Origin of the sequence: Streptomyces sp. NPDC001902, from assembly GCF_042891295.1 — a bacterium.
In the GTDB taxonomy this organism is placed as follows: Bacteria; Actinomycetota; Actinomycetes; order Streptomycetales; family Streptomycetaceae; genus Actinacidiphila.
Window position 1 is genome coordinate 1 of the sequence record NZ_JBIATA010000005.1, and the last position, 13,795, is coordinate 13,795.

Below are 13,795 nucleotides of genomic sequence, written 5' to 3' on the forward strand. Positions count from 1 at the left end.
CCCTCACCGCCGCGGAGAACCGGGCCAACCGCTCCAACGAGCGCGTCGACCTGGGCAACGTCCCGCCGGCCTCCTCGCTCGCCGCCGCCGCCCTCTCGGCCGCCCAGAGCAAGATCGGTTCGCCGTACGTCTACGGCGCGACCGGCCCGAGCTCCTTCGATTGCTCCGGCCTCACCTCCTGGGCCTACGCCCAGGCCGGCGCCTCGATACCGCGCACCTCCCAGTCCCAGGCGAACGCGGGCACGCGTCTGTCGATGGGCCAGCTCGCGCCCGGCGACCTCGTCATCTTCTACGGCGACCAGCACCACGTGGCCCTGTACGCGGGCAACGGCATGGTGCTGCACGCGCCGCGCACCGGCACGGTCGTGCGCTACGAGTCCATCAACAACATGCCGTTCCAGTTCGGCGTCCGGATCTGACCGGAAGCGCCGACGCCCGTTGAACCTATCGGGTGATCTCGTACGGTGACGGTCCGGCGGTGACCTGCGCAAGCGGAGTCCCGCCCGGCCGCCCGGCGGTACCCGGTCTTTGAACTCCCCGTGTCCGGCTGACTACTGTCAGTCGACGTGCCATCTCATCGACGCATCCCGCAGCCCGGCCGGGCCCCGCGTACCTCCAGGGCCACGGTCCTGACGGCGGCGGCCACCGCCGCCGCCGCGATGGCGGGCGCGGCCGGCACCGCGCAGACGGCCGCCGCCGACCCGGCGGACACCCCCGTCGATGTCGCGGCCCGTATCGACCACCTCTACACCCAGGCCGAACGGGCCACCGAGCAGTTCAACGCCGCCCGTGAGAACACCCAGCGGCTCCGGCGCGAGGTGGAGGTGCTCCAGGACCGGGCCGCGCGCGGCCAGGAGCGGGTCAACCGGCTCCGCGACGACCTCGGCACGCTCGCCGGGGCCCAGTACCGCGGCGGGGGAGTGGACCCCACCCTCGCCCTGCTGCTCTCTGCCGACCCCGCGACCTACCTCGACCGGGCCGCCACCCTCGACCGGATCAGCAGCCGTGGCGACGCGCGGCTGGGCGAACTCCGCTCCGCCCAGCGGTTCCTGGACCAGGAACGCTCCCGGGCCACCGAACGTCTCGACGAACTCGAGCGGGCCCGCACCAGCCTCACGGCCCGCAAGAAGGCCGTGCAGCGCAAGTTGATGGCGGCCGCCCGCCTGGTCAACTCCCTCTCCCCGGAGGACCGGGCCCGGCTCGCCCGCCGCCTGGAGGCCCGTGCCTCCCGTTCCGGCCGGATGGTCGACATCCCCGACCTCGGCCCCCTGTCCGTACGCGCCGCGACGGCCGTCGCCGCCGCGCGCTCCGCCGTCGGCTCCCCCTACGTCTGGGGTGCCACCGGCCCCGGCTCCTTCGACTGCTCCGGCCTGATGGTCTGGGCGTACCGCCAGGCCGGCGTGGGCCTGCCCCGCACCTCCCAGGCCCAGCTGCACGCCGGGCGGCACGTGCCGCTCGGCCAGGCCCGCCCCGGCGACCTGGTCATCTACCGCGGCGACGCCAGTCACGTCGCCATGTACGTCGGCGACGGCCAGGTCATCCACGCCCCCTACCCCGGCGCCCGGGTCCGCTACGACCCCGTCGCCATGCTGCCGATCTCGGCGGTGACCCGGCCCACGTGACCGCCCCCGCCCAGACCGTACGATCGGCGGCGTGGCCCTCTTCCGCTCGCCGACCCGCGCCGTGGCCGCCGCGCTGTGCTGCGCGGCGGTGCTGCTCGCGGGCTGCGGACCGGCGGGCGACGGGACGGCGGGCGACGGGACGGCGGAGCACGGGGGGCCCGGGGACCCGGTCGTAAGGCAGCTGCTGGAACGGCGGGCCGACGCGGTCCTGGGGCACGACGAGAAGGCGTACCTGGCCGATGTGACGCCCGCCCGGCACGCCGCCGAGCGCCAGGTCTTCCGCAACCTGGAGGAGCTCCCGCTCGCCTCCTGGTCGTACCGGCTGGTCTCCACCGAGGGCGCGGACCCGGTGACCGCCCGCGTCCAGCTGCGCTACCGCCTGGGGGGCTACGACAGCACCCCGGTCACCACCGACGAGTCCCTGCTGCTGCGCGCGGACGGCACCGGACGCTGGCGGGTGGCCGGCGACGGCGACCCGGGCGGCCTGCTGTGGGAACAGGGCCCGCTGCACGTCGTCCGCGGCAGCCACAGCCTCGTCCTCGGCACCGGCGACCGAACCGAACTGGCCGGGTACGCCACCGACGCGGACCGGGCCGTCCCGCAGGTGCGGCGGGCCTGGGGCGGACAGGGCTGGACCGGGCGGGTGGTGCTGGAAGTGCCGTCCTCGCTGCGGCGGATGGGGCAGCTCCTGGACGCCCCGGCGCAGACGTACGCGGGCGTCGCGGCCGTCACCACCGGGGAGGTCGGCGGCAGCGGGAGCGTGCCCGCCGGACGCGTCATCGTCAACCCCGAGGCCTTCGCGGGGCTGTCGGCCTTCGGCCGCCAGGTCGTGCTCACCCACGAGACCACCCACGTCGCCACGCGCGCCGCGACGACCTCCCGCACCCCGCTGTGGCTCTCCGAGGGCTTCGCCGACTGGGTCGCCTACCGGGACTCCGGCCGTACGGCGGCGAGCCTGGCACCCGAGCTGCGCCGGGACGTCACGGCCTCGGGGCCGCCCGGTCACCTCCCCGCGGACTCCGACTTCGCGCCCGGTGCGCCCGCGCAGGCCCAGGCGTACGAGGGCGCCTGGCTGGCCTGCCGGCTCATCGCCGACACCTGGGGCGCCGACCGGCTGGTAGCGCTGTACCGTTCCGGTGCGGATCTGCGCGGCACGCTCGGCATCGACGGGGACGCCTTCACCGAGCGCTGGCGGGCCTACGTCAAGGGGGAGTTGGGATGAGCGCCACGGACGGGGACTTCACGCCGGAGGAGACCGCGCGCGGCAGGGCGCTGCGCCGCGCGCAACTGCCCTTCCTGCTCGGCGGCCGCCTCGTCGGGCTCGCGCTGCTGCTCGCGCTGGGGCTGACCCCTGCGGGCGCCGCCCTCACCGGGCTGTTCGGCGACGCCTGGGCCTCCCGCGTAGCGGCCGGCGGCCTGCTGCTGGTGCTGCTCCAGCAGGCGGTCACCCTGCCGTTCTCCGCCCGGGTCCGCGTCGTCCGGCGCCGCTACGGGCTCGTCACCCAGGGCTGGGGCGGCTGGGCCGTCGACGTCCTGCGCGGGCTGCTCGTCTCCGTACCGCTCGTGCTGGCCGCGCTGTACGGCTACTACGGCCTCGGCTGGGCCTGGGCCGCCCTGGGTGCCGTCTGCGCGGCCGTCGTGCTGTCCTGGCTCGCCCCGGTCGTGCTGGAACCGCTCTTCAACCGCTTCCGGCCGATGGAGGACGGGCCCCTGCGCGACGGGCTGCTGGCCCTGGCCGAGCGCGACGGGGTCCCCGTGCGGGCGGTGCTCGTCGCCGACGCCTCCCGGCGGACGACCGCGCTCAACGCGTACGTCTCCGGCTTCGGTCGCACCCGGCGGATCGTCGCCTACGACACGCTGCTCGGCACGGCCCCGGCGGAGGAGGTCGAACTCGTCGTCGCCCACGAACTGGGCCACGTCAAGCACCGCGACGTACCGCGCGGCACGCTGCTCGGCGCCGTCGGCGCGGGGGCGGGCGTCTGCGTGCTCTCCGCGGTCATGGCCGCCTCCTCCTACGGCACCGGTGACCCCCGCGGGCTGTTCCTGCTGGCCGCGGTGGCCGCGGTGCTGTCGGCGTGCGCCGGGCCGTTCGGCTGCGCCCTGAGCCGGCGGATCGAACGGCGGGCGGACGTGCACGCGCTGGAACTGACCCGGGACGCCGAGCGGTTCATCGCCATGCAGCGCCGCCTCACCGTCACCAACGTCTCCGACCCCGACCCCCCGCGCGTGCTGCACGTCCTGTTCGGCACGCACCCCACCCCCGTCCAGCGCATCGCCGCCGCCCGCGCGTTCGCCTCCGCCACGGGGTAGCGCCCGGCGCGGCGCAGGCGCTCCGCGCGGAACGCGCGACCCTCGCGCCCGGCGCGGTCTGTGCCCGGGAGGTGGGGTCCGGGCGAGGCCTTCCGTGAGCCGTTCGCGGTCCGCGTGGGCCGTGGCACGGGGCACGTCCTGGCGGCGGGGGCCGTCCGCCTTCTCGGCGCGCACCGGTGGCAGGGAAGGACGCCGCCGCAGTTCGTCGTACGGGCGGGGCTGCGGGCACCGTGCGCCTCCCCGGCGGGGCGCCTCGATGCCGGGGCCTCGTGCGCGTCCGCGGGCGGCCCGGGCTCAGGCGGTGAGGTCCGCGAGGGCCTCCGTGAGCCATTCGCGCTCCGCGTGGCCCGTGGCGCGGGCTACGCGGAGCATGCCCTGGCGGAAGGGGTCGTCCGCCTCCTCGGCGCGCACCGGCCTGCCGCGGTCGTAGAAGAAGCTGGAGGGGGTCTCCAGGAACTCCAGCCGGCGCCGCAGCACGGCCGCCTGGGCCGTCGCGTCGGGCAGGTGCCTCAGGAAGGCGAGCACGGCGAAGAAGCGGGTGGAGTCGGTGATCTCGATCGGCTTGGGGTCGCGGAGCCGGGCGAGCAGCCGCGCGCGCCCGGTGTCGGTGAGCGAGAGCACGCGGCGCGGTGCGGCGCCGACGCCCGGCTCGGTGTGCTCGCTGACCAGTCCTGCGGCGGTGAGGCGGTTGATGGCCGGGTAGAGCGCGCCGTCGCTGACCGGGCGGACGTGGCCGTTGAGCGCGGCGATGCGCTCCTTGAGCTCGTAGCCGTGCAGGGATTCCTTGAACAGGAAGCCCAGGATCGTCAGCTCCAGCACCGTTCGCCACCTTTCCCGATCATGCGTTCGCACTTGCCCGTGTGGTGCCATGATGGTACCTCTAAACGTGGTATCTCGAATCGAGGTGCCAGACGGGAGGGGACCCATGACGCACCGCGCCCGGCTGGTCGCACTGGCCGGCCCGGTCTACCTGGAACTGCTCGCGGGTGTCGTCGCCGGGATCATCGACGTGCTGTGGGTGGCGCGGCTCGGCGGTGGGGGAGCGGCCGTCGCGGCCGTGGCGGTGGCCACGAACACCGAGAACGTGCTGCTCGGGGTGGTGCTGATGGCCGCGCAGGGGACGACGGTGCTGGTCTCGCGGGCCGCCGGGGCGCGGGACCCGGCGGCGGTCAGGGCGGCGGTGCGCGGCGGGTGGGCGCTGTGCGCGCTGCTGACCCCGGCCGTGGCCGTCGGCGGCTTCCTGTGCCGGGAGCCGCTGGCGGCGCTGCTGCTCGGTGCCCACGGCGACCCGGTGGCGGTCCGTCTCGCGGCCGGGTACTTCGCGGTCTCGCTCCCCGGCACCGCGGTGTTCTACGCACAGAACACCCTGGACGGGGTCTTCAAGGGGGCCGGCGACACCCGCACCCCGATGCGGCTCGCCCTGCTGGCGGGCGGGCTGATCCTGCTCCTCGACCCGTTCCTGATCCACGCCCTCGGGGTGCGGGGCGCGGCCGTCGCCACCGTCGCGGGCCGGGCCGCGGCCCTCGCCGCGGGGCTGGCGCTGCTGCGCCGCAACCCCCTGGTGCGGCAGGCCGCGCAGGTGCCGCCCGCAGAACCGGTGGCGGCCGCGCTGCGCCGTACCGCCGTGACCGGGGCCCCGATGGCGGCGGACTTCCTGGTCCGGATGGGCGGCACGCTGACCCTGGTGGCGATCGTGGCCCGGCTGGGCGTCGCCCAGGTCGCGGCGTACGGGATCGCGACCAAGGCGATGTACGTGGCGACGATGGGCTTCTACGCCGTGCGCCAGGCGGCCTCGATCCACACCGCGTACCACCTGGGCGCCGGCCGCGACGAGCGGTACGCGATCGGGCGCCGGGCCCTGCTGCTCGGCGGCGGGCTCGGACTCCTCGCGGCGGTCGTCCTGCTGCCCGCCGCGCCGTGGGTCATGGCCGCCTTCGGCGCGGAGCCCGGCGTGGCGGCGGCCGGGACGGTCTTCCTGCGCACCCTGGGCCCGTACCTGGTGCTGCTGGGGTGCTTCATCGCGCTGGGCGGTGTCTTCCAGGGCGGCGGCGGGGCCACCCTGCTGGTCCGGGTGACCCTGGTGGGCACGGCGGTGCAGTTGCCGCTGGCCTACGCGCTGGCGGGCCCGGCCGGGCTGGGGCTCGTGGGCGTCGGCGTGGCGCTGGCCGTCGCGGCGGGCTTGCAGTGCCTGGCCGTGACGGTGGTCTTCACCAGGTCAGCAGCTTCTCGGCGTCCTGGCCGTGCTCGGGCTCAGGCGTGGCCTGCGCCCTGCGCGCCCTCTCCGGCAGGCCCGTCGAAGCCATCCACAGCCGGCGGCAGGCGATGACGGAGGCGGCGACCAGCAGGCCGTTGCGGAGCAGCAGCAGGGCGATGCCGAGGTCGGTGCTGCCGACGACGTCGGCGAAGCGCACCGGGAACTCGTACAGGGTGAGCACCGTCGCCGCCAGCACCAGCACCGCGGGCAGCGCCATCACGCTGGCCCGCAGCGTGAGGCAGACGGCCGCCAGGCCGATCAGCCAGATCATGTACTGGGGGCTGATCACGCGGCTGGTCGTGGTGAACAGCAGCACCGCGGTGAACGCGGCGTCGAAGGGCGTGCTCGGGCCGTACGTCCGGGTCCGCAGCCGCCACAGCAGCAGCCAGGCGAAGGCCACCGCGGTCAGCCCGAGGGCGACGTCGCTGACCAGGCCCACGTAGGGCCCGAGGAACTCCACCGAGCCGTAGTTGAGCAGGACCTGCCCCTGCCAGCCGTGGTGCCGGGCGATGTGGAAGACCAGTGAACCCAGGGACTCCACCTCGGTGCCCCGCTCGCCCTGGAAGCGCAGGAAGGCGAAGGCCCCCGGCATCCACAGCCAGAAGCCCAGGGCGAGGACGCCCGCCCCGGCCACGGCCGCCGTCCAGATCCGGCGGTCGCGGACCCCGGTGAGCAGCAGCACCGGCCAGACCTTGAGCATCGCGCCGAACGCGATCAGCGCGCCCGCGACCCTGGGGCGGCGCACCGTCGCCAGCAGCGCGGCCATGGCGACGGCGGTGACCATCACGTCGTAGCGCGCGTACGCGGTCGGCCCGAGCAGTGGCACGCCCAGCACCCACACGTAGGCGCCGGCCACCCGCCGTCCCTCGCCGCGCGAACCGCGCAGCAGCAGCGCGAAGGCGACGAGGTCGGCGGCGCAGGCGAGCCAGAAGAACGCGGTCGCGTAGTCGAGGAACGGCAGCATCGCGGGGGCGAGCACCGCGAGCGCGGCGGCGGGCGGGTACTGCCAGGTGACGTCGTGGTGGGGGAAGGTGCCGGTCCGCAGGACCTCGTACCAGCCGTGGTAGATCACCGAGACGTCGGTGGTCACGTCCAGCGGGGACAGGGTGAGCACCTTGAAGACGTAGAGCAGCAGCACGACCCGGGTGGCCGCCCAGGCGAGGACCGGCCCGACCGGGAGCCGCTTGCCGCTGTCGCCTGCCATGTCCACCTCGTCGAATCGGTTCTGCTGTGATGATGCACGATGCCGGTCTCACCCGTGGACAGGCTGTGGAGCTTAGACGCGCGGGGGGCCGCGGTCGGTTGCCGCGGACCGCACCGGATACCCTCGGCGACGTATGGACAAGACCTTGATCGTCACCAACGACTTCCCGCCACGCCCCGGTGGCATCCAGGCGTTCGTGCACAGCATGGCGCTGCGCCTCGATCCCGGCCGGGTGGTGGTGTACGCGTCGACCTGGCGGGACGGCTCCGAGGTCGCCGCGTTCGACGCCGAGCAGCCCTTCCCGGTCGTACGTGATCGTACGACGATGTTGCTGCCGACCCCGAGGGTGACCCGGCGCGCCGCCGCGCTCCTGCGCGAGCACGGCTGCACCTCGGTGTGGTTCGGGGCCGCGGCCCCGCTCGGGCTGATGGCGCCCGCGCTGCGGAAGGCCGGGGCCCGCCGGCTGGTGGCGACGACCCACGGGCACGAGGCGGGGTGGGCGCAGTTGCCCGCGAGCCGCGGGCTGCTGCGGCGGATCGGCGAGGGCATGGACACGATCACCTACCTGGGCGAGTACACCCGGTCCCGGATCGCCCGGGCGCTGACGCCGCAGGCCGCCGGGCGCATGGTGCAACTGCCGCCGGGCGTGGACGAGAAGACCTTCCACCCGGCCTCCGGCGGCGAGGCGGTGCGCGCCCGGCTGGGGCTCACCGACCGGCCGGTGGTCGTCTGCGTCTCCCGCCTGGTGCCGCGCAAGGGCCAGGACACCCTCATCGAGGCGATGCCGACGATCCTGGCCGCCCAGCCCGACGCCGTCCTGCTCGTCGTGGGCGGCGGCCCGTACGCGGACGACCTGAAGCGGCTCGCCGAGCGGACCGGGGTGGCGGAGTCGGTGCGGTTCACCGGGGCCGTGCCGTGGCAGGAGCTGCCCGCGCACTTCGGCGCCGGTGACGTCTTCGCCATGCCGTGCCGCACGCGCCGCGGCGGGCTGGACGTCGAGGGGCTCGGCATCGTCTACCTGGAGGCCTCGGCCACCGGCCTGCCGGTCGTCGCGGGCGACTCCGGCGGGGCGCCGGACGCGGTGCTGGACGGCGAGACCGGCTGGGTGGTGCGCGGCGGGGAGCCCGCGGAGGCCGCCGAGCGGATCCTGGTGCTGCTGGGCGACGCGGAACTGCGGCGCCGGATGGGCGAGCGCGGACGCAAGTGGGTCGAGGACGCCTGGCGGTGGGATCTGCTCGCCGAGCGGCTCAAGGCCCACTTGTAAAAGACCATGAGCGCACGGTATGGGCGGAATCCGCCGTTCCGCCCATGATGCGCCCATGACAGCAAACCTGACGCGTCGTCAGATTCTGGGCATCGCCGCCCTGCAGACGGCATCCGTGATGGGTCTCACCCGCATCGGGCTCTCCCCGGCCGCCGCGGCGGACCGGGAGCCCGCCGGCTACGCGCCGGCCGTCGTCGTCGGCTCCGGCTACGGAGGCGCGGTAGCGGCGTTACGCCTGGCCGAGGCAGGCGTGAGCACCCTCGTACTGGAGATGGGGCGGGCGTGGGACACGCCGGCCCCCGACGGCAAGGTCTTCTGCAACACCGCCTCGCCGGACCGGCGCTCCATGTGGTTCCGCACCCGCACCGCGGCGCCCCTGGCCACCTTCCTCTGGCTCGACGTGGTCAACAAGGACATCACCCCCTACCCCGGCGTCCTGGACCGCGTCGACCACCCCGGCATGTCCGTCTACGTCGGCCGCGGAGTCGGCGGCGGCTCCCTCGTCAACGGCGGCATGGCCGTCACACCGGACCGCGCCTACTTCCGGGAGGTCCTCCCGCAGGTCGACGCGGACGCCATGTACGGCACGTGGTTCCCGCTGGCCAACCGCATGCTCGGCGTCAACACCGTCGCGCCCGACTGGTTCGAGGGCACCGAGTGGTACCAGTTCACCCGCGTCTCCCGCGCCCAGGCCGCCCGGGCCGGGCTCGCCACCACCTTCGTGCCCAACGTCTACGACTTCGGCCACATGCAGCGCGAGGCCGCGGGCACCGCCACCAAGTCGGCCCTGGCCCAGGAGGTCATCTACGGCAACAACTTCGGCAAGCGCAGCCTCGACCGGACCTACCTCGCCACCGCGCTCGGCACCGGCAACGTCACCATCGAGACGCTCAGCCACGTGAAGGCGGTCCGCCGCGACCCCGACGGCACCTACGTGCTCACGGTGGCGCAGACCGACCTCACCGGCGCCGTCGTCGCCACCCGCGAGGTCGGCTGCCGCGCCCTGTTCCTTGCCGCGGGCAGCCTCGGCACCACCGAACTGCTGCTGCGCGCCCGGGAGACGGGCGCCCTGCCCGACCTCAGCCCCGCCGTCGGCAAGGGCTGGGCGGGCAACGGCAACATCATGCTCGGCCGCGCCAACCACCTGTGGAACCCCACCGGCGCCCACCAGTCGACCATCCCCGTGATGGGCATCAACGACTGGAACAACGCCGCCAACCCGGTGTTCGCCGAGATCGCCCCGCTCCCCATCGGCCTGGAGACGTGGATCAGCCTCTACCTCGCGATCACCAAGAACCCCGAGCGGGGCACCTTCGTCTACGACCCGGCCACCGACGCGGCCGTGCTGAACTGGACCCGCTCCCAGAACCAGCCCTCGGTCGCCGCCGCGAAGACCCTCTTCGACCGTGTCAACCGGGCCAACGCCACCATCTACCGCTACGACCTGTTCGGCGGCAACCGGGTCTTCGCCGACGACTTCTGCTACCACCCGCTCGGCGGCTGCGTCCTCGGCAGCGCCACCGACGCCTACGGCCGCGCGGACGGCTACGACGGCCTGTACGTCGTCGACGGCTCGCTCGTCCCCGGCTCCGTCGGGGTCAACCCGTTCGTCACCATCACCGCCCTGGCCGAGCGCACCATGGCCAGGGTCCTGGCCCGGGACGGCATCACCTAGGAACGCCGGTGGCCGCCGTACGCCCGAGGGGTACGGCGGCCACCGTCGACGTGGGTGAGGGCCCGTCAGCGCGGGCTCACCTGCCGTAGATCGCGGCGATCTCGTCCGCGAAGTCCCGCAGCACCACGTTGCGCTTCAGCTTCAGCGAGGGCGTCACGTGACCGGACTCCTCGGTGAACTGCGTCGCCAGGACACGGAACTTCTTGACCGCCTCCGCCTTGGACACCGCGGCGTTGCCGTCGTCGATCGCCGACTGCACCTCGGCCAGCAGCTCCGCGTCCTCGCGCAGCTCCGCGACGGTGCTGCCGGACTTGCCGTGCTGCTGGGCCCAGCGGGGCAGGAACTCCTCGTCCAGGGTGACCAGCGCGCCGATGAAGGGCTTGCCGTCGCCGACCACCATGCACTCGGCGACCAGCGCGTGGGCCCGGATGCGGTCCTCGATCACGGCCGGGGCGACGTTCTTGCCGCCCGCGGTGACGATGATCTCCTTCTTGCGGCCGGTGATGGTGATGTAGCCGTCCTCGTCCAGCGTGCCGACGTCGCCGGTGTGGAACCAGCCGTCGGTGACGGCCTCGGCGGTGGCCGCCTCGTTGTTCCAGTAGCCCGCGAACAGGTGCTCGCCGTGGAGCAGGACCTCGCCGTCGTCGGCGATGCGGACCGTGGAGCCCGGCAGCGGCTGACCGACGGTGCCGATCTTGGTGCGGTCCCAGGGGTTGAAGGCGGTGGCCGCACAGGACTCGGTCAGGCCGTAGCCCTCCAGCACCGTGAAGCCGATGCCGCGGTAGAAGTGGCCCAGCCGCTCGCCCAGCGGGGCCCCGCCGGAGATCGAGTACTCGGCGCGGCCGCCGAGCACGGCGCGCAGCTTGCTGTAGACCAGCCGGTCGAAGACCTTGTGCTTGAACTTCAGGCCGAGCGAGGGACCGCCGGCCGAGTCCAGCGCGCGGCTGTACTCGATCGCCACGTCGGTGGCCTTGTCGAAGACCTTCCCCTTGCCGCCGGCCTGCGCCTGGGCGCGCGCGGAGTTGTAGACCTTCTCGAAGACCCGCGGCACGCCCAGCAGCAGCGTCGGGCGGAAGGCGGCCAGTTCGCCGGTGAGGTTCTTGGTGTCACTGACGTGCCCGAGCTTGATCGGCGCCATGATCGCGGCGACCTCGACCAGCCGGCCGAAGACGTGCGCGAGCGGCAGGAAGAGCAGGATCGAGGAGTCCCCGGTGCGGAAGAGCGGCTTCAGGCGCTCCACGACGTTGCCGCACTCGGCGAAGAACGCGCGGTGCGTGAGCACGCAGCCCTTGGGGCGCCCGGTGGTGCCCGAGGTGTACACGATGGTGGCGGGGGAGTCGGCCTTGGCCCAGGCGCTGCGCTCGTCCACGGTCGCCTCGGCGACGTCCGTGCCGGCCGCGCCGAGGGTCTCCACCGCGCCCGCCTCGATCCGCCACACGTGCTTCAGCTGCGGCAGGCGGTCGCGCACCGATTCCACGGACTTCTCGTGGGCCTCGGTCTCCACCACGGCCGCGACGGCGCCTGAGTCGCCGAGGATCCACTCGATCTGCTCGGCGGAGGAGGTCTCGTAGACCGGGACGGTGACCGCGCCCGCGCTCCAGATGGCGAAGTCGAACAGCGTCCACTCGTAGCGGGTGCGGGAGATCAGGGCCACCCGGTCGCCGGGCTGCACGCCCGAGGCGATCAGGCCCTTGGCGGCGGCGCGTACCTCGGCGAGGAAGGTGGTCGAGGTGACGTCGGCCCAGTCACCGGTCACGGTCTTCCGGGCGATGACGGCAACGTCCGGGTGCTGAGCGGCGTTGCGGCGGATGAGATCCGTCAGATTGCCGTCCGCGGGGACCTCGTAGAGAGCCGGAAGGCTGAACTCGCGCAAACTGCTGCTCCTCATCGGCGCCGGCGGCGGTGCTGGCTGCGTCCACTGCATGGTTGAGCGTGGAACGGACGGCCTGGACGTTACCCACCGGTAAAGCTTCAGCGGTAGGGGGTGCCGTGTAGATGTTTTGTGTGTCACATCGTCGTCACACGCCGCAGGCCCGCCGCGACACCGTGCGGATCCACTGGTCGGAAGCCTAGTCGAGGCCCCCGGTGACCCGCAGGTAACCGCAGCCCCGGTGTGCCCTCCCCAACCCCGCCCGGCGCGTCCTACAGTGATCGTCATGCGGGTCCATGTCGTCAGTGACGTCCACGGCGCCTCCGAGGCCCTCGCCGAGGCCGGTGAGGGCGCCGACGCGCTGATCTGCCTCGGCGACCTGATCCTCTTCCTCGACTACGCCGACCACTCGCGGGGCATCTTCCCCGACCTCTTCGGGGCCGAGAACGCCTCCCGCATGGTCGGGCTGCGCACCGCCCTGCGCTGGGACGAGGCCCGCGCCCTCGACCGCGAACTGTGGGCGGGGCTCGGCACCGACCGGCGCACCGCCATCGAGGCCGCCGTGCGCCGCCAGTACGCCGAGCTGTTCGCCGCGTTCCCCACCCCGACGTACGCCACCTACGGCAACGTCGACATCCCCGCGCTCTGGCCGGAGTACGCCCGGCCCGGCACCACGGTGCTCGACGGCACCACCACCGAGATCGGCGGCCTGGTCTTCGGCTTCGTCGGCGGCGGGCTGCGCACCCCGTACCGCACCCCGTACGAGATCGACGACGAGACGTACGCCGCCAAGGTGGCCGCCCTCGGCGAGGTCGACGTGCTGTGCTCGCACATCCCGCCCGCCGTCCCCGAGCTCTGCTACGACACCGTCGCCCGGCGCCTCGAACGCGGCAGCGAGGCACTGCTCGACGCGATCCGCCGGGTGCGCCCCCGCTACGCGCTCTTCGGCCACGTCCACCAGCCGCTCGTGCCGCGGATGCGCCTGGGCAGGACCGAATGCGTCAACGTCGGCCACTTCAACTCCACCCGGACGCCCTGGGCACTGCAATGGTGACCGCCCCGGCGGTCTCCGGCCGCCCGACCAGGCGGTAGCCTTCACCAGCAGACATACAACAGCAGGTACGACGCGACGTCCCGGAGGGGCCACGGCGATGGCGGAACACACCAGGTCGAGCATCACCATCGACGCGGCCCCGGCCGATGTCATGGGCGTCATCGCGGACTTCGCCCGGTACCCGGAGTGGACCGGCGAGGTGAAGGAGGCGGAGATCCTCTCCGCCGGCGGCGACGGCCGTGCCGAGCAGGTCAGGCTCCTCCTGGACGCGGGCGCCATCAAGGACGACCACACCCTCGCCTACACCTGGGTCGGCGACCACGAGGTCCGCTGGACCCTGGTCAAGTCCCAGATGCTGCGCACCCTGGACGGCGCCTACATCCTGGCCCCGCTGGAGGACGGCAAGCGCACCGAGGTCACCTACCAGCTGACCGTCGACGTCAAGATCCCCATGCTCGGCATGATCAAGCGCAAGGCCGAGAAGGTCATCATCGACCGCGCCCTCGCCGGCCTGAAGAAGCGCGTCGAGTCCCAGGGCTGAC

12 protein-coding genes are annotated in these 13,795 nt (G+C 73.7%); 9 read left to right on the plus strand and 3 right to left on the minus strand.

Going from position 1 to position 13,795, the window contains the following annotated elements; translation table 11 throughout:
* The 4 genes from ACFYYN_RS10885 to ACFYYN_RS10900 all read left to right on the plus strand — a co-directional run.
* On the plus strand, positions 1–419 hold a 419-nt coding region (locus ACFYYN_RS10885; RefSeq protein WP_500545494.1), incomplete at its 5' end, for a C40 family peptidase.
* Positions 420–566: 147 nt separating this feature from the next.
* Positions 567–1,622 (plus strand): C40 family peptidase, encoded by a 1,056-nt coding sequence (locus ACFYYN_RS10890; protein WP_500329911.1) that lies wholly within the window; start codon positions 567–569, stop codon positions 1,620–1,622.
* Positions 1,623–1,653: 31 nt separating this feature from the next.
* Complete coding sequence (locus tag ACFYYN_RS10895) at positions 1,654–2,844, plus strand: hypothetical protein (RefSeq protein ID WP_500545496.1); 1,191 nt, start codon at positions 1,654–1,656, stop codon at positions 2,842–2,844.
* Positions 2,841–3,932: a M48 family metallopeptidase gene (locus ACFYYN_RS10900; RefSeq protein WP_500545497.1), complete on the plus strand. Its 1,092-nt coding sequence runs from the start codon at positions 2,841–2,843 to the stop codon at positions 3,930–3,932. Before ACFYYN_RS10895 ends, ACFYYN_RS10900 begins: the two co-directional genes overlap by 4 nt.
* A 294-nt stretch (positions 3,933–4,226) precedes the next feature.
* On the opposite strand, the gene ACFYYN_RS10905 is transcribed toward ACFYYN_RS10900, so the two are convergent.
* Positions 4,227–4,751: a PadR family transcriptional regulator gene (locus tag ACFYYN_RS10905; protein WP_500329907.1), complete on the minus strand. Its 525-nt coding sequence runs from the start codon at positions 4,749–4,751 to the stop codon at positions 4,227–4,229.
* A gap of 106 nt (positions 4,752–4,857) precedes the next feature.
* Here ACFYYN_RS10905 and ACFYYN_RS10910 point away from each other — a divergent pair, with 106 nt between their 5' ends.
* Entirely contained in the window at positions 4,858–6,258 is a 1,401-nt protein-coding gene (locus ACFYYN_RS10910) for an MATE family efflux transporter (protein ID WP_500545498.1), read from the plus strand.
* Here the strand turns inward: ACFYYN_RS10910 and ACFYYN_RS10915 are convergent.
* Entirely contained in the window at positions 6,140–7,390 is a 1,251-nt protein-coding gene (locus ACFYYN_RS10915) for a glycosyltransferase 87 family protein (protein WP_500545500.1), read from the minus strand. The two genes, ACFYYN_RS10910 and ACFYYN_RS10915, sit on opposite strands and share 119 nt — an antisense overlap.
* 133 nt (positions 7,391–7,523) lie before the next feature.
* Here ACFYYN_RS10915 and ACFYYN_RS10920 point away from each other — a divergent pair, with 133 nt between their 5' ends.
* Together ACFYYN_RS10920 and ACFYYN_RS10925 are read left to right on the plus strand one after the other, a co-directional pair.
* Complete coding sequence (locus tag ACFYYN_RS10920) at positions 7,524–8,654, plus strand: glycosyltransferase family 4 protein (protein WP_500545501.1); 1,131 nt, start codon at positions 7,524–7,526, stop codon at positions 8,652–8,654.
* A gap of 55 nt (positions 8,655–8,709) precedes the next feature.
* Positions 8,710–10,329 carry a GMC oxidoreductase gene (locus tag ACFYYN_RS10925; RefSeq protein ID WP_500545503.1) on the plus strand — a complete coding sequence of 540 codons (1,620 nt, stop codon included), beginning with the start codon at positions 8,710–8,712 and terminating at the stop codon, positions 10,327–10,329.
* 76 nt (positions 10,330–10,405) lie between these two features.
* On the opposite strand, the gene ACFYYN_RS10930 is transcribed toward ACFYYN_RS10925, so the two are convergent.
* Positions 10,406–12,202, minus strand: a complete 1,797-nt coding sequence (locus ACFYYN_RS10930) for an AMP-dependent synthetase/ligase (RefSeq protein WP_500545504.1) — start codon at positions 12,200–12,202, stop codon at positions 10,406–10,408.
* A gap of 283 nt (positions 12,203–12,485) precedes the next feature.
* Here ACFYYN_RS10930 and ACFYYN_RS10935 point away from each other — a divergent pair, with 283 nt between their 5' ends.
* Together ACFYYN_RS10935 and ACFYYN_RS10940 are read left to right on the plus strand one after the other, a co-directional pair.
* Entirely contained in the window at positions 12,486–13,253 is a 768-nt protein-coding gene (locus tag ACFYYN_RS10935; protein WP_499511406.1) for a metallophosphoesterase family protein, read from the plus strand.
* Between the two features lie 97 nt (positions 13,254–13,350).
* The gene (locus ACFYYN_RS10940; RefSeq protein ID WP_499511405.1) at positions 13,351–13,794 is read left to right on the plus strand and encodes an SRPBCC family protein; all 444 of its coding nucleotides are present in this window, start codon (positions 13,351–13,353) and stop codon (positions 13,792–13,794) included.
* Position 13,795: the final 1 nt, after the last annotated feature.